Here is a 22,004-nt window from a genome sequence, read left to right on the forward strand (position 1 = left end):
GTTTTTTATTGCGTCTGGCGCGCGGTTTTTCTTATCCCGCCGCCAAAACGCCTCAGCGGGCGCTGGCGGCATTTTCGCCCCTACTCCAGGGAGTGGATCGCCTCTTTATAATGCTTGCGACAGACGGAGACATAGCTCTCGTTACCGCCAATCACCACCTGCTCGCCGGCGTGCATCGCCTTGCCATGCTCATCCAACCGCAACACCATGTTGGCTTTACGCCCGCAGTGACAGATGGTTTTCAATTCCACCAGCTTATCGGCCCAGGCCAGCAAATATTGGCTGCCGGTAAACAACTCGCCGAGAAAATCGGTACGCAAGCCGTAACACAATACGGGAATGTCCAGTTGGTCCACCACATCGCATAATTGCTCAACCTGCGCTTTGGTCAGGAATTGGCTTTCATCCAGCAGCACACAATGCACCGGCTGCTGTTGATGCTCTTGCTGGATCATGGCGTACAGCATCGAGTCGTTGTTATAGAGCTGCGCCTGCGAGGATAAACCAATGCGCGAACTGACTTTGCCTACGCCAAAGCGGTGATCGATCTCCGCAGTGAACACCAGCGTGCGCATACCGCGCTCTTGATAGTTATATGAAGACTGTAGCAGCGCGGTGGACTTGCCGGCATTCATCGCAGAGTAATAAAAATAAAGTTGAGCCATGGCCCCGCAACTCCGATGGTATAAGAAATATTCAAAATGTTGATTAGGACGGTAAGTGTACCATAACCTGCCCTCCGCCTCAGCCCAAAGCGAACGAATATTGCGTTCGCCGTAATAATGCGCTTTCAAGCGAAACATATCGTTCTGTCGGCCTGTTCTTTTTACAGCTATTTACAGGATAATGTATGCCTGTCATCACTATTAATTCTTGCTAATGGTTAAGCCCGGTGATTTGCCCATTAATGCCGACTTGCCCATTCCCTCTCGCTGGCGCTGCAGCCGCGGCGGAGCCCCCCGTCTATTATACGCGAGCCCAATACCGGGCATTTAATCACCTGCGCCGACGCGCCAAGGTTTACTGACGCAATCTTTACCTATATACCCCTATTGTTTACAATGTCTGGCCTGCCGTGGCGTGATTAAGCCCACAGAACTCATTGTAATATTGATATAAATTACTACGATAACTTATCGATGAAAGCCTTGTGATACGCGCCTTTTAAAGCCTGTCTGCTGAAATTTTGACTTAAGCGTGCCAAGGGTAATAGTTAACAGCCCTTCCTATTATTAGTCGGACTGATCCGATTAACGGTTTTTTTAAAGGTAAATTTGAGTATTCAAGCCAATTTGGCTATTGCAGAAAAGAAAAGAGCACTCTATTATTATCGAGACGCCCCCCACCAATATAATTTGAGACTAGGACAATGAGCGAAGCATTAAAGATTTTGAACAACATCCGCACTCTGCGCGCCCAGGCAAGAGAATGCACACTGGAAACGCTGGAAGAAATGCTCGAGAAACTGGAAGTTGTTGTGAACGAACGTCGCGAAGAAGACAGCCAGGCTCAAGCAGAAATCGAAGAACGCACTCGTAAACTGCAGCAATACCGCGAAATGCTGATTGCTGACGGTATCGATCCAAATGAACTGCTGCAAACCATGGCTGCCAACAAGGCTGCCGGCAAAGCAAAACGTGCAGCACGTCCAGCTAAATACCAATATAAAGACGAAAACGGCGAGCTGAAAACCTGGACCGGCCAAGGCCGTACTCCTGCGGTGATTAAGAAAGCAATCGAAGAGCAAGGTAAATCTCTGGATGATTTCCTGCTGTAATAGCGATTCAGTCCGTATCTGAAAGGCTCCCTGCGGGGGGCCTTTTCATTTTTAGAGCGTATAACCCTGATCCCGTCATTCCTCTCTCCTTTTAGTAAATATCCTAATTCGCTTTTGCGCCATACATGAGATCGCAGCGAAAAAAAGGGACCCAAAGGCCCCTTCTGTCGCATTTATCCGCGTTCAATTATTGAACCTGATAGAATGCCTTATACCAGTCAACAAAGCGCTTCACGCCCTCTTCAACGCTGGTTTCCGGTTTAAAGCCAATGTCACGATAAAGCTCTTCCGTATCCGCGCTGGTATCCATCACATCGCCCGGTTGCATCGGCAGCATATTCTTACGGGCCGTCACCCCCAATGCCTTCTCCAACGCACTGATATATTCCATCAGTTTAACGGGGGTGTTATTGCCGATATTATAAACGTGATACGGCGCTGAACTGGTTGCCGGCGATCCCTGTTCAACGGTCCATGACGGATCCGCCTGCGGAATAACCGCCTGCAACCGCACTATCGCCTCGGCGATGTCATCGATGTAAGTAAAATCTCGGTGCATTTCACCGTGGTTATATACGTCGATGTTCTCCCCGGCCAATATGGCTTTGGTAAACTTGAACAGCGCCATATCCGGGCGCCCCCAGGGACCATATACCGTAAAGAACCGCAGCCCGGTCGTCGGGAGACCGTATAAATGGGAATAGCTGTGTGACATCAGCTCGTTGGCTTTTTTAGTCGCCGCATACAGTGACACCGGATGATCGACAGAATCTTCGGTGGCAAACGGCAGCTTGCGATTCAGGCCATATACCGAGCTGGAAGAGGCGTAAAGTAAATGCTCAACCTTATTATGACGGCAGCCTTCCAAAACGTTTAAATGACCGATCAGGTTGGCATCGGCATAAGCCAACGGATTGACCAGCGAATAACGTACGCCGGCTTGAGCCCCCAAATGAATGACTCGCTGGAACTGATGCTCGGCAAACAATGCCGCCATGCCTTCACGATCGGCCAAATCCAGCTTGATAAAGCGGAATCCCGGCTTATCCGCCAGTCGATCCAGACGGGCCATTTTCAGGCCCACATCATAATAATCATTCAGGTTATCAATGCCGACAACCTGATGACCGGCGGTCAACAAACGCTCTGCAACGTGATAGCCAATAAACCCTGCGGCGCCTGTAACCAGGAATTTCATGCTCACTCCTTAAATAACCGGTTTAATCGAGGCGCCGCGGCCAATTGCGTAATAGGTAAAGCCGCGATTTGCCAAACGCTCCGGATCGTACAGGTTACGGCCATCGAAGATCACCGGCTGCTTCAACGCGCCCTTGATCACATCGAAGTCCGGCGCGCGGAAGTTCTGCCATTCGGTGCAGATCACCAGCGCATCGGCGCCGTGCAATGCAGCCTCTTTGGTGCCCACCAGCTTCAAATCGTCACGCTGGCCATAGATGCGCTGAACTTCGTTCATCGCCTCCGGATCGTAGGCTTGAACGGTGGCGCCTGCGGCCCACAGCTGTTCCATCAGCACGCGGCTGGAAGCTTCACGCATGTCATCGGTATTCGGCTTGAACGCCAGCCCCCACAGCGCGAAGGTTTTGCCCTTCAGATCGCCGCCGAAGTAGTCGTTGATAAAGCTGTTCAGCTTGTCTTTCTGCTGATAGTTGACCTGCTCTACCGCCTGCAGCAGCTTCGGTTGGTAACCGATCTGCTCCGCCGTGCGGATCAGCGCCTGGACATCTTTCGGGAAGCAAGAGCCGCCGTAGCCGCAACCCGGGTAGATGAAGTGATAGCCGATGCGTGAGTCGGAACCGATGCCCTGACGCACTTTCTCAATGTCCGCGCCCAGCATTTCCGCCAGGTTGGACATTTCGTTCATAAAGCTGATCTTGGTCGCCAGCATGCAGTTAGCGGCATATTTGGTCAGCTCCGCGCTGCGGATATCCATCATGATCATACGATCGTGATTGCGGTTAAACGGTTCGTACAGCTCGCGAATAGGCTCGATCACATCTTTATTGTCGGTACCGATCACGATGCGCTCAGGACGCATGCAGTCTGCCACCGCCGCGCCTTCCTTCAGGAATTCCGGGTTGGATACCACGTCAAACGGCACGTTGCTGCCGCGTTTCGCCAGCGTTTCAGCCATCACCTGACGCACCTTGTCCGCCGTACCGACCGGCACGGTGGATTTGTCGATCACCACTTTGCGATCGGTCATGTGCTCGGCGATAGTGCGCGCCACCGCGGTGACGTACTTCAGATCGGCGGAACCGTCTTCATCCGGCGGCGTGCCGACGGCGATGAACTGGATAGTCCCGTGCGCCACGCCCGCTTTGGCATCGGTGGTGAAATGCAGACGGCCGGCCTCATAGTTTTGCTGCACCAGCGGCGTCAGACCCGGTTCGAAAATCGGGATATTCCCTTTTTTCAGGTTTTCGACTTTTCGCTCATCGACGTCAATACACATAACGTCATGGCCTACTTCAGCCAGTACGGCGGCCTGCACCAGACCCACATAACCAATACCAAAAACTGTTACTTTCATGTGAAAATCCTAGTTTTTCAAATTAAGACGAAAGATCACTCAATTACTTCTTGTCAGCGGCAACAACCTGTTGCAGCCACTGAGAAAATTCTTTGCCCAGGCTGGCATGGCGCATGCCGTATTCCACGAAGGCCTGCATGTAACCGAGTTTGTTACCGCAGTCATGGCTCACGCCTTTCAGGTGATACGCTTCCACCGTTTCCTGCTGCATCAGCATTTCGATACTGTCAGTCAGCTGAATTTCGTCGCCGGCGCCCGGAGGCGTTTTCGCCAACAGCGGCCAGATATCGGCGGAGAGGACATAACGACCGACAATCGCCAGGTTGGAAGGCGCTTTCTCCGGCGACGGCTTCTCGACCACGCTGACCATCGGCGCGCTTTCGCCCGGATGCAATTCGACGCCCTTACAGTCGGCTACGCCGTAGTTGCCAACATCTTTATGCGGCACAGGTTCAACCATGATCTGGCTGATGCCGGTGGTTTCGAAGCGCTGCAGCATGTCGTGCAAGTTGTCTTTTTTCGGATCGGCGCTGTATTCGTCAAGGATCACGTCCGGCAACACCACCGCGACCGGCTCATCGCCCACCATCGGGTAGGCGCACATAATCGCATGCCCCAAGCCTTTGGCATTCCCCTGGCGGACTTGCATCACGGTAACGCCCTTCGGGCAGATTGACTGCACTTCATCGAGCAGTTGACGCTTGACGCGTTTTTCCAGCATCGCTTCCAGTTCGAAACTGGTATCAAAATGGTTTTCGATCGAGTTCTTGGAGGAGTGGGTGACCAGCACAATCTCGTTAATCCCTGCTGCAATGCACTCATTGACGACGTATTGGATCAGCGGTTTATCAACCAGCGGCAGCATTTCTTTCGGAATGGCTTTGGTGGCCGGCAACATCCGCGTACCCAAGCCTGCAACCGGGATCACGGCTTTTCTGACTTTGCGATTTACAGCAGGCATTATTTCCTCTCTTAAAGCTGAAGCGCTCATTTTATGAGCTTGGGCTCGATATAAAAAAACCTTCGGAGTATACCAGCTTATGCGCGCCTGGCATTAACCAGAACACAAATAGAAAACATTTAGGACTATTACCCGTTCTGATAATCGGGAGAAAAAATAAACGGTTTAATTACCGATAAGTGAATAGCTTAAGATATCGCCGATCAACGTCTATTATTCAGCGCTGAGCATCAGCCGCAATCGGCCACCGCTGCCCCATACCTGACATTGCCAGGCCGTACAGCGTTGACTGATCTGGTTCATGTAGGTGGCGCCCAGCGTGCCCAGCGGCACGCCGTTGCTCAGCTGAATTTGATTGTCGCCGGTATTGACGTTGGCATGCAGCCCGGCGGAAACCAGAATCAGGTTTTTATTTTCGGCGTGATAATATCCCAGCAACAGCGGGAATTGACCGTCTAATTTCCCCTGCCGCAATAATTGATTAACCTGCTTTAACAATGCCGACATTTGCGGCAGGCGATGTTGTTGATTAGCCAGATGGTCTTGCAGCAACCCATTAAATAATGCGCGTAACAGCAGCGCCGCCAATACGCCATTATCACCGGCGCGCGTGACGTCCAGGCAATAGAACGCCAGGTCTTTTTCTGACAATGCCGCGATATCCAGCACCAGCCCGGGATTTTCGCCCGTGGTTAACTGGCGATAGTTGATCCGGCAATGCGCAATGGTTTGCTGCACCGGCGGCTGCAATTGCTTAAGCAGTTTGACGGCTTCGGAAGGATTCTTGCTCAGCGCGTCCCAATCCTGAAACAGCTCAACCTCTTCAATCGCCTGGGAGGTAAACATATTGGGGTATAAACACGCCAGCACCGCCTCACGCAGGCGATTGAGATCGGTCAGCGGCTTCAGCAGCACATCTTGTACGCCCAAACGCAGCACCTTGGCGATGTCCGCCATCTTGTCGGTAGCCGAGATCACCAGCACCGGGATCTGCAGCCCCTGCAGACGCAGGTGTTCAACGAATTCGATGCCGCCCATTTCCGGCATCGCGAGATCGCACAGAATCAGATCCGGCTTGAAGTCATCGACGGCACTCAGCGCCTGTAAACCGTTGGTCGCCTCGCCGGTTTCAGCGCCCAGCGAGGTCAGATAACCGACCAGCACGGAACGAAAAACCTGTTCGTCCTCAACGATCAAGATACGCTTGTGAGTGAGTGGTAATGCCATCAGCCGAGCCTCGTCCCTTTCCATAGTGTAATAGTGGCTCAAAAAGGTCACTTATGCTCGTCTGAAACAGACCAACCGCGCATTGCCAACCAAGAACCGAGAATTATCTATTTTTTATCAACGGCAACAACCGATCCAGTTGTTTTTCAACCGCCAGCAACCCCGCCTCGATCGCTTCATCGGCGCGGTGGAAATCCAGCGTTGAGATCTGCGGGCAAAAAGGCTGGATCAAAACGTCCGGCGGATCGCTCGCCATCCGGTTGCGCTTCAGGCGATTTTCCAGCATTTGAATCGATGTGCTCATAATCTCCATCGCCGTCGGCGCCGTCGTCGGTTTGCGCTTGCGCATTCTGCCGACGCGCTCCCGCAGGCGCCCGCGCCAGGTCTCCGCAGGCGTATCGTCCGGGCTTTCGTCCTCGCCGCGTATCGAGAACAGATCCTGCTGCATCAAATGCGCGTCATGCTGCAGATCGACCGCAATGACAATATCGGCGCCCAGCGCCCGGCAGAGCGACACCGGTACCGGATTAACCACTGCGCCGTCCACCAGCCAATAACCGTCGGCCCACACTGGCGCCAATAGGCCTGGCATGCTGCAAGAAGCGCGCACCGCCTGATGAATATCGCCTTCGGTCAGCCACAGTTCGCGGCCGGTGCTGAGATTGGTCGTCACGGCGCCGAACTTCAGCGCACATTCGGCAATATCATTGATCTTCAACAGTTGCCCGACGGCAGTGAACACCCGATCGCCGCGCAACAAACCGCCGCGCTGCCAGGAAAAATCCATCAGACGAATGACGTCCCAATAGCTGAACGACCGCACCCACTGCTCCATCACCGGCAAACGGTGACTGGCGAATGCCGCCCCCACCAACGCGCCGACAGAACAGCCGGCAACGATATCGACCTCAATCCCCAGTTTCTTTAACGCATTGATCACGCCGATGTGCGCCCAGCCTTTAGCCGAGCCCGCTCCCAGCGCCAGTCCGATCTTGATTTGCCGCATAGCGCCATCCTCTCGGTAAAAGGTGTTCTCTGCTTTCAGGGTAGATTGTCACTGACGAATATTGTTAGGTAACATATGCGCTAAATTCATTTTCAGCCTCGTTTTCTCAGGAGTTATTTTGCCCGAATCATGCCCATGCGGCAGCGGACTGGCGTATAACGCGTGCTGCGCCCCTTTTATCAGCGGCAGTCAGCCGGCGCCGACGCCCGGCCAACTGATGCGTTCACGCTTCACCGCCTACGTGAATCATAACGTCGACTATCTGATCGCCACCTGGCACCCCGACTGCGGTGCCGAAGCATGGCGCAATGCGATCGTCGACAGTTTCAAAAACACCGAATGGCTGGGCTTGACGATCGTCGAGGAGCAAACCGGCCATGAGCCGGACGAAGGCTTCGTCGAATTCATCGCCCGCTTCACCGATGGCGAAAGCGGCGAGCCCCAGGCGATGCATGAGCGCTCACGCTTCCTTCGTCGCGATCAACGTTGGTATTATATCGACGGCAGCAAACCCCGGCCCGGCCGAAATGCGATATGTCCCTGCGGCTCAGGGAAAAAATATAAGAAGTGCTGCGGGCGCTAGCCGGCCGGCGCTTCACGTTAACGCCTGCGCAGACAGGCCGTTCAGTATCAGACAGGATCCTCAAACCCATGCCACACCAAAATGTACAACGAAAAGTGTTACGCACCATCTGCCCGGACGCCAAAGGGCTGATCGCCAAGATCACCAACATCTGTTACAAACACGAGCTCAATATCGTCCAGAATAATGAGTTCGTCGATCACCGCACCGGGCGTTTCTTCATGCGCACCGAGCTGGAAGGCATTTTCAACGACAACACGCTGCTGGCCGATCTGGACAGCGCGCTGCCGGAAGGTTCGCTGCGTGAGTTGCACAGCACCGGACGTCGGCGCATCGTGGTGCTGGTCACCAAAGAGGCACACTGCCTGGGCGATCTGTTGATGAAAAGCGCCTATGGCGGCCTCGACGTTGAGATCGCCGCCGTAATCGGCAACCACGACACGCTGCAAACGCTGGTGGAGCGTTTCGATATTCCTTTCCATCTGGTGAGCCACGAAGGATTGACGCGCGAACAGCACGACCGCGAAATGACGGCCAAGATCGATCAATATCAGCCGGATTACGTGGTGTTGGCCAAATATATGCGCGTGCTGACGCCGGCCTTCGTGCAACATTATCCGAATCAGGTGATCAACATTCACCATTCGTTCCTGCCGGCGTTTATCGGCGCGCGGCCTTATCACCAGGCCTACGAACGCGGCGTGAAAATCATCGGCGCCACGGCTCACTACGTTAACGACAATCTCGACGAAGGCCCGATCATCATGCAGGACGTGATCCACGTCGATCACACCTATTCCGCCGAGGATATGATGCGCGCCGGCCGCGACGTAGAGAAAAACGTGCTCAGCCGAGCCCTGTATCAGGTGTTGGCGCAACGCGTCTTCGTCTACGGCAATCGCACCGTTATTCTGTAATCGCTCAATAAATCGGTGCATTTCGTTCAGGGATGCACCGCCAAGAATAAAAAAACGGCAAACGATTCATTTTCTGCATTTCAATGCTTTACACATCCGCTTCATTTGATATGATGCGCCCCGCTTACCGAGACAGCGCTCTCGCAAGCAAGGCCAGTTAAATAGCCATGTATATGGTGGGGTTCCCGAGCGGCCAAAGGGAGCAGACTGTAAATCTGCCGTCACTGACTTCGAAGGTTCGAATCCTTCCCCCACCACCATCTTCTCTCCGCCAGGAGCGAAGACGCAGTAAAGAAACCGGCCAGGTTTCTTCTGGATAAAACCAGAGCAACAATTTGTAAATCCATGAATACCATGGTGGGGTTCCCGAGCGGCCAAAGGGAGCAGACTGTAAATCTGCCGTCACAGACTTCGAAGGTTCGAATCCTTCCCCCACCACCATTTCTTACAGAAAATCCCAAAACCCACTTAAAGCACATCGCATCCAACACGTTGCATCCAATGTTCTCGTATCAATAAATCAAGTTATCTCCCCCTTATTAACCGCTTTCATCCAGACGTTTTATTTCTCTCCTTCGCCCGTAACTTGAACTCCGGCCGACAATTCGCTATACCACTGGCTTCTTTAGTGCAGTAAGGAACAGGTGGATGCGAAACAATATTTGCGTTTTTTGTGGCGCCAGCGAAGGCGTCAATCCCGCTTATGCCGAGCAGGCTCGCCAACTGGGGCAATTGCTGGCCGCACAGGGACGCCGTTTAATCTACGGCGGCGGCAAAAAAGGACTGATGGGGATTGTGGCGGACGCGGTGTTGGCGGCGGGCGGTGAAGCTGTCGGCATTATCCCCGAGCGCCTGGTTGAAGCGGAAACGGCGCATCGCGGCCTGACTGAATTGGAAGTGGTGCCAGACATGCATACGCGCAAAGCCCGTATGGCGGCGCTGGCGGACAGTTTTATCGCCCTGCCCGGCGGCATCGGCACGCTGGAAGAGCTGTTTGAAATCTGGACCTGGGGGCAAATCGGGTATCACAACAAACCGGTCGGCCTGCTGAACGTCAACGGTTTCTACCGCCCACTGAGCCAGTTCCTCGAACACGTCGCCGATCAGGGCTTCATGCGCCACGACTATCTCGGTACGCTGCACATCAGCGAATCGGCGCAAACGCTGCTGCAACAGTTTGACGACTATCAACCCAAAAATTACGACCGCTGGGCGAAATAATGCCGGCTGCGCAGTCAGCGGGCTCGCCGCTGTCTGCGTTACATTTCCCGCCAAACTCTGCTACTATCACAGCACATTTTTCTCGTGAAAACGGCACCGCTCATGAAGTTTGTCTCTTTTAATATCAATGGACTGCGCGCGCGTCCGCATCAGCTGGCGGCAATTATCGAACAGCACCAGCCCGACGTGATCGGTCTGCAGGAAACCAAAGTTCACGATGACATGTTCCCATTGGAAGAAGTCAGCCAGCACGGCTATCACGTGTTCTATCACGGGCAAAAAGGCCATTACGGCGTGGCGCTGCTGACCAAAGCGGAGCCCCTGGCCGTGCGCCGCGGCTTCCCGACCGATGAAGAAGACGCGCAGCGTCGCATCATCATGGCCGATCTGGCTACGCCGCAGGGCACGCTGACGGTGATCAACGGCTACTTCCCGCAAGGTGAAAGCCGCGACCACCCGATCAAATTCCCGGCTAAAACACGCTTTTATCAGGATCTGCAAAACTACCTGGAGCAGCAGCTGTCGGCGGAATCCCCGGTGCTGATCATGGGCGACATGAATATCAGCCCCAGCGATTACGATATCGGCATCGGCGAAGACAACCGCAAACGCTGGCTGCGCACCGGTAAATGCTCCTTCCTGCCGGAAGAGCGCGAATGGATGGATCGCCTGCTGAACTGGGGCCTGGTCGATACCTACCGCCACGCCAACCCGGGGCGCAACGACGAGTTCTCATGGTTCGACTACCGCTCCAAAGGGTTCGACGACAACCGCGGCCTGCGTATCGATCTGCTGCTGGCCAGCACCCCGCTGGCTTCGCGCTGCATCGCCACCGGCATCGATTACCAAACCCGCGGCATGGAGAAACCTTCCGACCATGCGCCGGTCTGGGCGGAATTTACGCTGTAACCCCATCACCCCGGCGTCCGCCGGGGTTTTACTCTGTGAAGCCAATGAAAATTATCGACGTGGTAGCCGCCATTCTGGAAAAAAATGGCCGCATTTTGCTGGCCCAGCGCGGCGCAGACAGCGATCAGGCCGGTCTGTGGGAGTTTCCCGGCGGCAAAGTTGAGCCGGGTGAAAGCCAACCGCAGGCGCTGGCGCGCGAACTGGATGAAGAATTGGGGATTTGCGCCCGTATCGGCAACTATGTGGGCTGCAATCAGTGGCAGCAAGGCGAACGCCTCATCCGGCTACACGCCTGGCGAGTCGCGGAGTTCTCCGGTGAATTGCAGCTGCATTGTCACTCAGCGCTGGTGTGGGTCACGCCGCAACAGGCGCAGGAATATACCCTGGCCCCGGCCGACGTTCCACTGCTGGCGGACTATATCGCCGCGCAAGGCGATGCACGCTGAGCGCGGCGATAGGTTACATGGTCACTTCTTCAATCGCACCCAAATCAAGGGGTTGGTGCCGATGGTGTTAGGCTCACGCACGCACTGCAGCACTTCTCCTTCGACTTTGAGCACCGCGCCTTCGGAATAGTTTTGATTCTGGTAGACGCAACAGCGGTTGCAGGGTTGCGCCGGTGGCGAATTGGCGCCGTTTTTCGCCGTCCCCCAAATCTCCGGCGAAACCGGCAACACCACGTCCACATCGCCCCGGTTGGCGGCCGCCAGGCCGCAGTAGGCCAGGGCAGCGGCAGCCAGCACCCCATTGAGTCCGTGCTTCATTCACTCTTCTCCTGCGCCTTGCCGGCGCTTTTCCTGCGTTTTTTGCCTCCGCTGGAAGGCGGCGGCGGCAACCCACGGAACGCCATGCTCGCCCGGCTCTGCTTGGCCTGATAAATCAGCTCTTGCAGCGTGCCGACCAACGGCTGCATAAAGTCCTGATAACGGCAGGATTTCTCGCTGATTTGCGTCAGCGTTGCCTCCCAGTTTGCCGTCATATCAGGACGCGCAGCAAGATCCGGCAGCGAGTGAATCAACGCGCGCCCGGTTTCGCTGGAGTGAATATAGCGTCCCTTCTTGTACAGAAACGCCCGTTTGAACAGCAATTCGATGATCCCCGCTCGCGTCGCTTCCGTACCTAAACCATCGGTCGCCCGCAGGATTTTCTTTAGCGCTTTATCTTGTACGAAGCGCGCGATACCGGTCATGGCCGACAACAGACTGGCGTCGGTAAACGGCCGCGGGGGCTGCGTCTGGCGCTCCACCACCTCACCGCGCTCACACAGCAGCTCATCATCTTTAGCCACCACCGGCAGCGGTGCGCCTTCGTTTTCTTCGTCGCGCTCCTTGCTGCCCAGCAGCGTACGCCAACCGGCTTCTGCCAGGAAACGCGCCTTGGCGATAAATTTGCCGCCGGCGATATCCAGCTCAATCACGCATTTGCGGAATACCGCATCCGGACAAAACTGCATCAGATACTGGCGCGCCACCAGCCCATACACGTTCCGTTCATCCTGCGTCAGATTAATCTTGCCGGCACGGGCGGTGGGAATGATAGCGTGGTGCGCATCGACTTTTTTATCGTCCCAGCAACGGTTGCGGCGATCGCTGTCGATCACCGGCTGCGGGTACAGTTCAGGCTGGTGCACGCTGATGGCGTTCAGCACCGCGTGGCGGCCGGCGAAATGTTCTTCCGGCAGGTAGCGGCAGTCGGAACGCGGATAGGTGATCAATTTATGGGTTTCATACAACCGCTGGCAAACGTCCAGCACCTGTTGGGCGCTGAGGTTATAACGCCGGGCCGCTTCGATTTGCAGCGTGGAGAGCGAAAACGGCAGCGGCGCGGTATCTGATTCCCGTTTATCGTTATAGGACGTGACCAGCGCCGGCTGGCCCTCGATGCGCTTGACCACGTGCTCCGCCAACGGCCGGTGCAGCAAGCGCCCCTCTTCGTCCTGATAAGGCTCGCACGACTCGCTGGGCTGCCACAGCGCCACGAAACGCTCTTCTTTCGGCGTAACGATGTGCGCCTTGACCTCAAAGAAGTCTTTCGGCACGAAGTTTTCGATCTCTTCATCGCGCCGCACCACCAACCCCAGCACCGGCGTCTGCACCCTGCCCACGGACAACACGCCGTCATAACCGGCGTTGCGGCCCAGCAGCGTATAAGCGCGGGTCATATTGATGCCGTACAGCCAGTCGGCGCGTGAGCGCGCAAGGGCGGACACGCACAGCGGGATGAAGTCACGGTTGTCGCGCAGGCGTTCAACCGCGCGCTCCACCGCCTGCGGGTTGAGATCGTTGATCAGACAGCGGCGCACGTTCTGGCGTTTTTCCGGCGTCAGATCCAGGTAGTCCAGCACCTCATCCACCAGCAGTTGCCCTTCGCGATCCGGGTCGCCGGCGTGAACCACTTCATCGGCTTCAAGCAGCAACTTTTTAATGGCGTTGAGCTGTTTACTGACCGACGGCCGCGGCTGCAACCGCCATTTTTCGGGAATGATCGGCAGATCCGCCAACGACCAGCGCGCATAGCGGCTGTCATAAGCGTCAGGCTGAGCCTGCTCCAACAGGTGGCCGACGCACCAGGTCACCACATCGTTGTTGCCGCAGGCGATATACCCGTCGCCGCGGCGATGCGGCTTGGGCAATACGTCGGCAATGGCGCGCGCCAAACTCGGTTTCTCGGCTATGAACAGTCGCATTATTCACCGTTTTTCTGGCTGAACGTCATCAAGAATTCTCTTACTTCTGCATAGTTCCCACGGAAGACAATCCGCTGGGCTTTCTTTTCCAACTGATAGCAATACATCGGATCGTAGTACTGCTGCAACAGGGGCGCCAGCCACTCGCGGTGCGCCTCGCCCTGGCCGCTGAGCCGCTGTGTCCGCAGCGCCGCTTCCAGTCGTTGCGTCAGCTGCTGGAAGCGTTCCAGCCCCAGGCGGCGGCGTATGGCGAACAGGCCGTGGTGCAGATAGTCGTCGTACTGTCGCCAGCCCTCTTCCATGCCATAGGCCTGTTCGAACTGTTCGCGCATGCCGTCGATATATTCCGCCTGCAAACGCGCCAGGCGAATGTCGAACGGATCGTCGATCACCGCCACCGGCGCCTGCTGCATCCCATTGAACAACGGCAGCGGCAAATTGTTGCTGCCGATGATCCGCCCTTCGTCTTCCAGCACCCAACGGCGGCTGCCACCATGCTGTTTTTTCAGCAATAACACAGCCAGACGATTCTCAAAATCGATCTGCGAGCTCTGGCCCGCCAGCGTTCGACCAAAAGATGAACCGCGATGGCGCGCCGCGCCTTCCAGATCGACGCCGTCGGCCAATTCGTTGACCAGCAACGTCTTGCCGCTGCCGGTATTGCCGCCCACCAGGGCCATCGGCAATGCCGCGCTTTGCGCCAGCACGCCGAGCAAATAATTGCGCAGCGCCTTATAACCGCCAATGATCCGCGGGTACTCGACGCCGGCCTCATGCAGCCATTGCTGCACCAGCTGTGAGCGCAGACCGCCGCGGAAGCAATAGAGATAGCCTTCGGGCCGCTGCGCACAGGCCACCAACCAGGCGGCGGTGCGCTGTTCGCGCAGTTTGCCGTTCACCAGACTGTGGCCGAGCGCTATCGCCGCTTGCTGCCCATGCTGTTTATAGCAGGTGCCCACCGCCTGCCGCTCGCTGTCGATCATCAGCGGCAGGTTCAGCGCCTGAGCGAAGGCGCCCTGCTGAAACTCGATCGGCGCGCGCACGTCAATCAGCGGCACGTCCTGCAGGAAAATGCGTTGGTAATTGTCGCTGTCCGGCCTTCCTTGCATGTTGGACACTACACGACCTCGATCAGCGGCTTATCGGCCGATGCCACATGCAGCTCGCCGATGGCGTTGAGCGTAATGCCATGCTGTTCGGCAATCGCCAGCACCTGCGCTTCCGCCTCCGGCAATACCGCCAACAGCAAACCGCCGGAGGTCTGAGGATCGCACAGCAACTGGCGCTGCAGATCGCTCATCTCGCCCACCAGATGGCCATAGCTGCCGAAGTTGCGCCCGGTACCGCCCGGCACGCAGCCCTCGGCAATATACGCCTCGACGTCCGGCAGCTTCGGCACCCGATCGAACCAGACCGTCGCCTGCAGGCCGGAACCCTGACATACCTCGCTCAGGTGGCCCAGCAGGCCAAAACCGGTGATGTCGGTCATCGCCGTGACGCCCGCCACCTCAGCAAAGTCGGCGCCCGGCTTGTTAAGGCGGCACATCACGTCCGTCGCCAGCCCATGATGCTCGGGGCGCAGCTTGCTTTGCTTCTCGGCGGTCGTCAGCACGCCGATGCCCAGCGGCTTGGTCAGATAGAGTTTAGCCCCGGCCCGCGCGGCGCTGTTCTTCTTCACCCGCTCGGTATTGACCACGCCGGTGACCGCCAGGCCGAAGATAGGTTCAGGCGCATCGATGGAGTGGCCGCCGGCCAGCGCGATCCCCGCCTGCTGGCAGGCGAAACGCCCACCGTCGATCACCTGTTGCGCCACCTCCGGCGGCAGTTTGGCGATCGGCCAGCCGAGAATGGCGATCGCCATGATCGGTTTGCCGCCCATGGCGTACACATCGCTGATGGCGTTGGCGGCGGCGATGCGGCCGAAATCGAACGGATCGTCGACGATCGGCATGAAGAAGTCGGTGGTGCTGATAATGCCGACGCCGTTGCCGATGTCATATACCGCCGCGTCGTCGCGGGTTTCATTGCCGACCAACAGACGCGGATCGACAAATTTCTCCCGCTCGCTGTGCAGGATGGTTTCGAGAACTTTCGGTGAGATTTTGCAGCCGCAGCCAGCGCCATGGCTGTACTGGGTTAAACGGATCGCTGGCGATGTCATAGTCCACTCCCTTCGATAACGGCACTCAAGATAACATAGGGTAGCGCTTGCCGAGGGGATTGATAAGAGCGGGCCGCCGATAAGCGAACGGCCTGCTCAGAAACCATGCAATTTTGCGGGGTTTGGCGCATTTTCGCCGCGCCCCGTCGGATAATACTTAGAAATAGCTGACGAAAGGCGTGCTGTCCGGCGGCGTCACTTTAGTGGCGGTCTTCAGCTGCGGCGTGCCCAGATAGAGGAAACCGACGATCTCGTCCTGCTCGCGGCAACCGAAGGCTTCACGCACCAGCGCATGCTCGGTCCAGGCGCCGGTGCGCCAGATGCCGTTAAAACCCTGCGCCAGCGCCGCCATCTGCATCGCCTGCACGGCGCAACCGGCGGAAACCACCTGCTCCCAGCGCGGCACCTTGGTCTCTTCAGTGCAATGCGCGATGACGGTGATGATCAGCGGTGCGCGGAACGGCGCCTTGGTGGCTTTTTCGATCGCCGCTTCATCCAACTGATCCTGCTTCGCCACCGCCTGCAGCAGCTGACTGAAACGCTCCAGGCCCTGATTCTCGATCATCACGAAACGCCACGGCTGCAGCGCGCCGTGATCGGGCGCACGCAGGCCCGCGTTGATGATGTTTTGGCGCACTTCCCCCGCCGGCGCCGGTTCCGCCAGGCGCGAAGCCGAGCGACGATTCAATAAAAGATCCAGAGCATCCATCGTAAACTCCTGATAACAATTTTCATTCCGGCCACGTTAACATAGCTAAACGGCGAGTTACAGCCTCGGCGATAGCGTCTGTGTGCCACGATTTAAAGCTGACATTTACCCGGCCGCTCATTAGGATAGCGGAACATTCTCGACTCTTGTTGGAGAGCACATGCGCACATTGTGGCAAATTATTGCCGGCATTTTCCGGTGGACATGGCGTCTGCTGAATTTTATCAGGGAACTGATCCTTAACCTGTTCCTGGTCCTGCTGATCCTGGTTGGGGTCGGCATCTATCTGTCCTTCCAAAGTTCCTCCACCTCGACGGCCCCGGCGCGCGGCGCGCTGTTGGTCGATTTAAGCGGTGTGGTGGTCGATCAGCCTTCGGTAAACAACCGAGTGCGGCAATGGGGGCGTGAACTGTTGGGCGCCTCCAGCAGCCGCCTGCAGGAGAATTCGCTGTTCGACGTGGTGGACAGCATCCGCAAGGCCAAAGACGACAAAAACATTACCGGCATGGTGTTGCAGCTAAATGACTTCGCCGGCGCCGATCAGCCCTCGCTGCGCTATATCGGCAAAGCGCTGCGCGAGTTCCGCGACAGCGGCAAACCGATCTTCGCCATCGGCGACAGTTACAATCAAACGCAATACTACCTGGCCAGCTACGCCAACAAGGTCTACCTCTCGCCGCAGGGCGCGGTCGATCTGCACGGTTTCGCCACCAACAACCTGTATTACAAGTCGTTGCTGGACATGCTCAAGGTCACCACCAATATCTTCCGCGTCGGCACCTATAAATCGGCGGTCGAACCGCTGATCCGCGACGACATGTCCCCGGCGGCGCGCGAAGCGGACAGCCGCTGGATTGGCGGCCTGTGGCAGAACTATCTGGAAACCGTGGCGGCCAACCGGCAGCTGACGCCGCAGCAGCTGTTCCCCGGCGCCGCCGGCGTGCTGAGCGGCCTGCAGGCGGCAGGCGGCGACACCGCCCGCTATGCGCTGGACAATAAGCTGGTGGACGAGCTGGCGTCGCGCACCGCGATCGAAAATCAGCTGGTCAAAACCTTCGGCTGGGACAAACAGGCGAACGATTTTAACGCCATCAGCATCTACGACTACCAGCCGAAGCCGGACGCCAACCAGGGTGGCAAGATCGCCGTGGTGTTCGCCAACGGCGCCATCATGGACGGCCCGCAGACGCCGGGCAACGTCGGGGGCGACACCACCGCCGCCGAGCTGCGTCAGGCCCGTCTGGATCCGGCCGTCAAAGCCGTGGTGTTCCGCGTCAATAGCCCTGGCGGCAGCGTCAGCGCGTCCGAAGTGATCCGCTCCGAGCTGGCCGCCGTGCGCGCCGCCGGCAAACCGGTGGTGGTGTCGATGGGCGGCATGGCCGCGTCGGGCGGTTACTGGGTCTCGACGCCGGCCGACTACATCATCGCCAGCCCGAGCACGCTGACCGGCTCCATCGGTATTTTTGGCATCATCAATACCTACGAGAAAACCCTGGATACGCTGGGCGTGCACACCGACGGCGTAGCGACATCCCCGCTGGCCGATATCGCGGTCACCAAGGCGTTGCCGCAGGAGTTCTCGCAGATGATGCAGCTGAATATCGAAAACGGGTATAAGAACTTCCTCGATCTGGTCGCCAAATCACGCAAGATGACCCCGCAGCAGGTTGACCAAATCGCGCAGGGCCACGTGTGGCTCGGCAGCGACGCCAAGGCCAACGGCCTGGTCGATCAGTTGGGCGATTTCGACGACGCGGTGAAGAAAGCCGCTGAGCTGGCGAAACTGCAACAGTGGCAGCTCGACTGGTTCGTCGACACCCCGAGCCTGAGCGATATGGTGCTCAGCCAGTTCGGCGTTTCCATTCACGCCATGCTGCCGGCGGCGATTCAGGCCATGCTGCCTGCCCCGCTGGCCTCGGTCGCCAATGCGGTGAAAGAGCAGCCGGGTTTGTTCAATAACTTGAACGATCCGCAGAACCGCTACGCGATCTGTCTGACCTGCGGAGAAGTCCGCTAACAAATAATTCTGCAGCCCGGCCTCCGCCGGGCTTTTTTTCTGCCGCCATGTCCCTATAATTCAGCCCATCTTATCTTTGTTAAAATCATAACCATGCAAAAGAAATCCATTTACGTCGCCTACACCGGCGGCACCATCGGCATGCAGCGTTCCGAGCACGGCTATATTCCGGTTTCCGGCCACCTGCAGCGTCAGCTGGCGCTGATGCCGGAATTCCATCGGCCGGAGATGCCGGATTTCACCATTCATGAATACGCGCCGCTCATCGATTCCTCGGACATGACGCCGGAAGACTGGCAGCACATCGCCGACGACATCAAACAGAACTACGATCGCTACGACGGCTTCGTGATCCTGCACGGCACCGATACCATGGCGTTCACCGCCTCGGCGCTCTCCTTCATGCTGGAGAACCTGGCCAAACCGGTGATCGTCACCGGCTCGCAGATTCCGCTGGCGGAGCTGCGCTCCGATGGCCAAACCAATCTGCTGAATGCACTGTATCTGGCGGCCAACCATCCGGTGAACGAAGTCAGCCTGTTCTTCAACAACAAGCTGTTCCGCGGCAACCGCACCACCAAAGCGCACGCCGACGGCTTCGACGCCTTCGCCTCCCCGAATCTGCCGCCGCTGCTGGAAGCCGGTATCCACATTCGTCGCCAGCACGGCATCGACAGCCCGGTTTGCAACGGCGCGCTGCAGGTACATGACATCACGCCGCAACCGATCGGCGTCGTCACCATCTATCCGGGCATTTCCGGCGCGGTGGTGCGCAACTTCCTGCTGCAGCCGGTCAAGGCGCTGATCTTACGCTCCTACGGCGTCGGCAACGCGCCGCAGAAGGCCGAGCTGATCGACGAGTTGCGCGCGGCTTCCGAACGCGGCATCGTAGTGGTCAACCTGACGCAGTGCATCTCCGGGCGCGTCAATATGGAAGGCTACGCCACCGGCAACGCGCTGGCGCACGCCGGGGTGATAAGCGGTTTCGACATGACGGTGGAAGCCGCTCTGACCAAGCTGCACTATCTGTTGAGCCAGCCGCTGACGCCGGAACAAATCCGCGCCCTGATGCAGCAAGATCTGCGCGGCGAGCTGAGCATCAACGGTTAATCGACTGAACTCTGGAGCGGCGATGAAAACGGCCCTGTTGTTGATCGATCTGCAAAACGACTTCTGCCCCGGCGGCGCGCTGGCGGTCGCGGAGGGCGACGCCGTCATCCCGGTCGCCAATCAGGCGATCGCCGCCTGCCTGGCGCGCGGCGAACCGGTGGTGGCCAGCCAGGACTGGCATCCCGCCAATCACCGCAGCTTTGCGGTGAACTCCGATGCGCAGGTCGGCACCCTCGGTGAGCTGGAAGGCCTGCCGCAGGTATGGTGGCCGGTGCACTGCGTACAAGGGAGCCTCGGCGCCGATTTTCATCCCCAGTTACAGCGGCAACACATCAATGCCGTCTTTCGCAAAGGGCAAGATACGAACATCGACAGCTACAGCGCGTTCTTCGATAACGGCCACCGTGCGCAAACCGAACTCCACGGCTGGCTGCAATCGCAGGGCGTCCGGCGGTTGGCTGTCATGGGCCTGGCGACCGACTACTGCGTGAAGTTCAGCGTGCTGGATGCGCTGGCTGCCGGCTATCCGACGCAGGTGATCGTCGACGGCTGCCGCGGCGTGAATCTGCAGCCGGACGACAGTGAGCGGGCGCTGCAGGAGATGGCGCGCGCCGGCGCTCAACTGGTTACCCTGTCACAATTTCTCGCCAATTAAATCCTGCCGGGCGCTATCGGCGCCCTCTCTGGGCGGCGGCGAAAATATCGACGCCGCTCACAATGCTGTTCTTCTTCTCCTCCAGCCGCTTGTGACCGGCAGGCGCTTTTGCTGTTATGGCAGCGACGCTTTTGGCGTCAATCGGTTATACGCATCCGGGGCCCGCTGAGCCCGGCTTTATTGTGACCGCTACTGGCGGTACGGTCGGCCTTGCCGATCCCAAGGAGACAAACATGAAAATAACCCGAAAACTGCTGCCTTTGCTGGCAGCGGTGCAGTTGGCTATCGCCGGTACCGGCGCGGCTCAGGCGGCCTATCTCTCCGTCGGCTACTTCAACGGCGGCGGCGACGTCACCGCCGGCCCCGGTGGTGACATCGACAAGCTGGACGTGACGCAAATCACCCACCTCAACTATTCGTTTGGCCTGATCTACAACGACGAGAAAGACGAAACCAATGCGGCGCTGAAAGACCCTGCTCGCCGCCACCAGATCTACCTGTCACCGAAAGTCACGGCCGATCTGCAACGTCTGCCGGTGCTGCGCAAACAGAACCCCGAGCTGAAAGTGCTGTTGTCGGTCGGAGGCTGGGGCGCACGCGGTTTCTCCGGCGCCGCCGCCACCGCGGAAAACCGGGCGATTTTCATTCGCTCCGCGTTGCAGGTGATCGAACAGTACCGGCTGGATGGGATCGATCTGGACTGGGAATACCCGGTAAACGGCGCATGGGGTTTGGTGGAAAGCCAACCGGCAGACCGCGACAACTTCACCCTGCTGCTGAAAGAGCTTCATCAGACGCTGGGTAAAGGCAAACTGTTGACCATCGCCGTTGGCGCCAACGTCAAAAGCCCACGTGAATGGGTCGATGTAAAAAATATTGCGCCCTACCTCAATTACATCAATCTGATGACCTACGACATGGCTTACGGCACGCAGTACTTCAATGCCAACCTGTACGATTCAACGCGTTGGCCAACCGTAGCCGCCGCCGATCGCTACAGCGCCGATAACGTGGTAAAGCATTATCTGGCCGCCGGTCTGAAACCGGCGCAGATGAACCTGGGTATCGGTTTCTACGGCCGGGTACCGAAACGGGCGACCGAGGCGGGCATCGACTGGGACAAACCGGATGCCGCCAACCATCCGGTGACGCAGCCTTACTTCAGCGCGCGAGAAATCGCCCTGTTCCGCACGCTGGGATTGGATCTCAGCAAAGACACTTATTTTAAATACCGCGATATCGTCAACAAATTGCTCAACGATCCGCAGCAGCGTTTCCGCGAGCACTGGGATGACGACGCCAAAGTGCCATACCTGACGCTGCAATCCGCCGAAGGCAAGCCGCTGTTCGCCATTTCGTACGAGAACCCGCGTTCGGTGGCCATCAAGGCCGATTATATTAAAAGCCAGGGATTGGGCGGTGCGATGTTCTGGGAATACGGCGCAGACGACAACAACCGGCTGGCGCAGCAGCTGGCGGAATCGCTGGGCATAAAGGGCGAGAAACGTTGAATC

Annotated in this window: 21 protein-coding genes and 2 tRNA genes; 12 read left to right on the forward strand and 11 right to left on the reverse strand. The window is 57.5% G+C overall.

All coding sequences use genetic code 11. The annotated features are described in order from the left end of the window. Positions 1-80: 80 nt before the first annotated feature. Positions 81-665, reverse strand: coding sequence for a thymidine kinase (locus ACUTQY_RS01190; protein ID WP_033643301.1), 585 nt, complete (start codon positions 663-665; stop codon positions 81-83). Positions 666-1,369: 704 nt separating this feature from the next. Here ACUTQY_RS01190 and hns point away from each other — a divergent pair. Further along, positions 1,370-1,777 carry a histone-like nucleoid-structuring protein H-NS gene (gene hns / locus ACUTQY_RS01195; RefSeq protein WP_004932170.1) on the forward strand — a complete coding sequence of 136 codons (408 nt, stop codon included), beginning with the start codon at positions 1,370-1,372 and terminating at the stop codon, positions 1,775-1,777. 187 nt (positions 1,778-1,964) lie between these two features. Here hns and ACUTQY_RS01200 read toward each other — a convergent pair whose 3' ends face one another. The 5 genes from ACUTQY_RS01200 to rssA form a co-directional block, all read right to left on the reverse strand. After that, positions 1,965-2,975 carry an NAD-dependent epimerase gene (locus ACUTQY_RS01200; RefSeq protein ID WP_046687224.1) on the reverse strand — a complete coding sequence of 337 codons (1,011 nt, stop codon included), beginning with the start codon at positions 2,973-2,975 and terminating at the stop codon, positions 1,965-1,967. A 9-nt stretch (positions 2,976-2,984) separates the two neighbouring features. Continuing rightward, positions 2,985-4,328 carry a UDP-glucose dehydrogenase family protein gene (locus ACUTQY_RS01205; protein ID WP_046687225.1) on the reverse strand — a complete coding sequence of 448 codons (1,344 nt, stop codon included), beginning with the start codon at positions 4,326-4,328 and terminating at the stop codon, positions 2,985-2,987. Positions 4,329-4,371: 43 nt separating this feature from the next. Further along, positions 4,372-5,289 carry a UTP--glucose-1-phosphate uridylyltransferase GalU gene (gene galU / locus ACUTQY_RS01210; RefSeq protein WP_033650221.1) on the reverse strand — a complete coding sequence of 306 codons (918 nt, stop codon included), beginning with the start codon at positions 5,287-5,289 and terminating at the stop codon, positions 4,372-4,374. 213 nt (positions 5,290-5,502) lie between these two features. Then, positions 5,503-6,516, reverse strand: coding sequence for a two-component system response regulator RssB (gene rssB, locus ACUTQY_RS01215; RefSeq protein WP_004932178.1), 1,014 nt, complete (start codon positions 6,514-6,516; stop codon positions 5,503-5,505). Between the two features lie 103 nt (positions 6,517-6,619). Further along, positions 6,620-7,522: a patatin-like phospholipase RssA gene (gene rssA / locus ACUTQY_RS01220; RefSeq protein WP_042784708.1), complete on the reverse strand. Its 903-nt coding sequence runs from the start codon at positions 7,520-7,522 to the stop codon at positions 6,620-6,622. 118 nt (positions 7,523-7,640) lie between these two features. Between rssA and ACUTQY_RS01225 the strand changes: the two genes are divergently transcribed. The 7 genes from ACUTQY_RS01225 (at position 7,641) to ACUTQY_RS01255 (ending at position 11,598) form a co-directional block, all read left to right on the forward strand. Next, positions 7,641-8,105 carry a YchJ family protein gene (locus ACUTQY_RS01225; protein ID WP_046687226.1) on the forward strand — a complete coding sequence of 155 codons (465 nt, stop codon included), beginning with the start codon at positions 7,641-7,643 and terminating at the stop codon, positions 8,103-8,105. A 68-nt stretch (positions 8,106-8,173) separates the two neighbouring features. Continuing rightward, positions 8,174-9,022 (forward strand): formyltetrahydrofolate deformylase, encoded by an 849-nt coding sequence (gene purU / locus ACUTQY_RS01230; protein ID WP_004932187.1) that lies wholly within the window; start codon positions 8,174-8,176, stop codon positions 9,020-9,022. A gap of 175 nt (positions 9,023-9,197) precedes the next feature. Continuing rightward, positions 9,198-9,282, forward strand: a tRNA-Tyr gene (locus ACUTQY_RS01235). A gap of 96 nt (positions 9,283-9,378) precedes the next feature. After that, positions 9,379-9,463: transfer RNA gene (locus ACUTQY_RS01240), tRNA-Tyr, on the forward strand. A 207-nt stretch (positions 9,464-9,670) separates the two neighbouring features. Then, a complete protein-coding gene (locus ACUTQY_RS01245; protein WP_004932190.1) occupies positions 9,671-10,243 on the forward strand; it encodes an LOG family protein in 573 nt (190 codons plus the stop codon). A 102-nt stretch (positions 10,244-10,345) separates the two neighbouring features. Beyond that, the gene (gene xthA / locus ACUTQY_RS01250) at positions 10,346-11,152 is read left to right on the forward strand and encodes an exodeoxyribonuclease III (RefSeq protein WP_004932192.1); all 807 of its coding nucleotides are present in this window, start codon (positions 10,346-10,348) and stop codon (positions 11,150-11,152) included. Positions 11,153-11,196: 44 nt separating this feature from the next. Further along, a complete protein-coding gene (locus tag ACUTQY_RS01255) occupies positions 11,197-11,598 on the forward strand; it encodes a pyrimidine (deoxy)nucleoside triphosphate diphosphatase (protein WP_033643307.1) in 402 nt (133 codons plus the stop codon). A 21-nt stretch (positions 11,599-11,619) separates the two neighbouring features. Here ACUTQY_RS01255 and ACUTQY_RS01260 read toward each other — a convergent pair whose 3' ends face one another. From ACUTQY_RS01260 to ACUTQY_RS01280, 5 genes are all read right to left on the reverse strand, one after another. After that, positions 11,620-11,916: a YnjH family protein gene (locus ACUTQY_RS01260; RefSeq protein WP_033643308.1), complete on the reverse strand. Its 297-nt coding sequence runs from the start codon at positions 11,914-11,916 to the stop codon at positions 11,620-11,622. Continuing rightward, positions 11,913-13,838, reverse strand: coding sequence for a DNA topoisomerase III (locus ACUTQY_RS01265; protein WP_021503851.1), 1,926 nt, complete (start codon positions 13,836-13,838; stop codon positions 11,913-11,915). The genes ACUTQY_RS01260 and ACUTQY_RS01265 overlap by 4 nt, the downstream gene beginning before the upstream one ends. Next, on the reverse strand, positions 13,838-14,947 hold the full coding sequence (gene mnmH / locus ACUTQY_RS01270; RefSeq protein ID WP_046687227.1) for a tRNA 2-selenouridine(34) synthase MnmH: 1,110 nt from the start codon (positions 14,945-14,947) through the stop codon (positions 13,838-13,840). The genes ACUTQY_RS01265 and mnmH overlap by 1 nt, the downstream gene beginning before the upstream one ends. Positions 14,948-14,955: 8 nt before the next feature. Further along, on the reverse strand, positions 14,956-15,999 hold the full coding sequence (gene selD / locus ACUTQY_RS01275) for a selenide, water dikinase SelD (protein WP_046687228.1): 1,044 nt from the start codon (positions 15,997-15,999) through the stop codon (positions 14,956-14,958). Between the two features lie 157 nt (positions 16,000-16,156). Then, a complete protein-coding gene (locus ACUTQY_RS01280) occupies positions 16,157-16,708 on the reverse strand; it encodes an NAD(P)H nitroreductase (protein WP_342188175.1) in 552 nt (183 codons plus the stop codon). Between the two features lie 160 nt (positions 16,709-16,868). Here ACUTQY_RS01280 and sppA point away from each other — a divergent pair, with 160 nt between their 5' ends. The 4 genes from sppA (at position 16,869) to ACUTQY_RS01300 (ending at position 22,001) form a co-directional block, all read left to right on the forward strand. Next, positions 16,869-18,725, forward strand: coding sequence for a signal peptide peptidase SppA (gene sppA / locus ACUTQY_RS01285; protein WP_033643311.1), 1,857 nt, complete (start codon positions 16,869-16,871; stop codon positions 18,723-18,725). Positions 18,726-18,818: 93 nt separating this feature from the next. Continuing rightward, on the forward strand, positions 18,819-19,835 hold the full coding sequence (ansA, locus tag ACUTQY_RS01290; protein WP_033643312.1) for an asparaginase: 1,017 nt from the start codon (positions 18,819-18,821) through the stop codon (positions 19,833-19,835). Between the two features lie 22 nt (positions 19,836-19,857). Beyond that, entirely contained in the window at positions 19,858-20,490 is a 633-nt protein-coding gene (gene pncA, locus ACUTQY_RS01295) for a bifunctional nicotinamidase/pyrazinamidase (protein ID WP_046687230.1), read from the forward strand. A gap of 233 nt (positions 20,491-20,723) precedes the next feature. Beyond that, positions 20,724-22,001, forward strand: a complete 1,278-nt coding sequence (locus ACUTQY_RS01300; RefSeq protein ID WP_033643314.1) for a glycoside hydrolase family 18 protein — start codon at positions 20,724-20,726, stop codon at positions 21,999-22,001. The last annotated feature ends 3 nt before the right edge of the window (positions 22,002-22,004 follow it).

The organism is Serratia sp. TSA_130.1 (assembly GCF_052691795.1).

Excerpts from the sequence above, each read along its gene's own strand:
- ACUTQY_RS01260 (WP_033643308.1), bottom strand. The coding sequence starts at position 11,916 with ATGAAGCACGGACTCAATGGGGTGCTGGCTGCCGCTGCCCTGGCCTAC.
- ACUTQY_RS01300 (WP_033643314.1), top strand. The coding sequence starts at position 20,724 with ATGAAAATAACCCGAAAACTGCTGCCTTTGCTGGCAGCGGTGCAGTTG.
- ACUTQY_RS01265 (WP_021503851.1), bottom strand. The coding sequence starts at position 13,838 with ATGCGACTGTTCATAGCCGAGAAACCGAGTTTGGCGCGCGCCATTGCC.
- hns (WP_004932170.1), top strand. The coding sequence starts at position 1,370 with ATGAGCGAAGCATTAAAGATTTTGAACAACATCCGCACTCTGCGCGCC.
- xthA (WP_004932192.1), top strand. The coding sequence starts at position 10,346 with ATGAAGTTTGTCTCTTTTAATATCAATGGACTGCGCGCGCGTCCGCAT.
- ACUTQY_RS01245 (WP_004932190.1), top strand. The coding sequence starts at position 9,671 with ATGCGAAACAATATTTGCGTTTTTTGTGGCGCCAGCGAAGGCGTCAAT.
- ACUTQY_RS01200 (WP_046687224.1), bottom strand. The coding sequence starts at position 2,975 with ATGAAATTCCTGGTTACAGGCGCCGCAGGGTTTATTGGCTATCACGTT.
- ACUTQY_RS01280 (WP_342188175.1), bottom strand. The coding sequence starts at position 16,708 with ATGGATGCTCTGGATCTTTTATTGAATCGTCGCTCGGCTTCGCGCCTG.
- pncA (WP_046687230.1), top strand. The coding sequence starts at position 19,858 with ATGAAAACGGCCCTGTTGTTGATCGATCTGCAAAACGACTTCTGCCCC.
- ACUTQY_RS01255 (WP_033643307.1), top strand. The coding sequence starts at position 11,197 with ATGAAAATTATCGACGTGGTAGCCGCCATTCTGGAAAAAAATGGCCGC.
- rssA (WP_042784708.1), bottom strand. The coding sequence starts at position 7,522 with ATGCGGCAAATCAAGATCGGACTGGCGCTGGGAGCGGGCTCGGCTAAA.
- sppA (WP_033643311.1), top strand. The coding sequence starts at position 16,869 with ATGCGCACATTGTGGCAAATTATTGCCGGCATTTTCCGGTGGACATGG.
- rssB (WP_004932178.1), bottom strand. The coding sequence starts at position 6,516 with ATGGCATTACCACTCACTCACAAGCGTATCTTGATCGTTGAGGACGAA.
- ACUTQY_RS01190 (WP_033643301.1), bottom strand. The coding sequence starts at position 665 with ATGGCTCAACTTTATTTTTATTACTCTGCGATGAATGCCGGCAAGTCC.
- mnmH (WP_046687227.1), bottom strand. The coding sequence starts at position 14,947 with ATGCAAGGAAGGCCGGACAGCGACAATTACCAACGCATTTTCCTGCAG.
- ansA (WP_033643312.1), top strand. The coding sequence starts at position 18,819 with ATGCAAAAGAAATCCATTTACGTCGCCTACACCGGCGGCACCATCGGC.
- selD (WP_046687228.1), bottom strand. The coding sequence starts at position 15,999 with ATGACATCGCCAGCGATCCGTTTAACCCAGTACAGCCATGGCGCTGGC.
- ACUTQY_RS01205 (WP_046687225.1), bottom strand. The coding sequence starts at position 4,328 with ATGAAAGTAACAGTTTTTGGTATTGGTTATGTGGGTCTGGTGCAGGCC.
- purU (WP_004932187.1), top strand. The coding sequence starts at position 8,174 with ATGCCACACCAAAATGTACAACGAAAAGTGTTACGCACCATCTGCCCG.
- galU (WP_033650221.1), bottom strand. The coding sequence starts at position 5,289 with ATGCCTGCTGTAAATCGCAAAGTCAGAAAAGCCGTGATCCCGGTTGCA.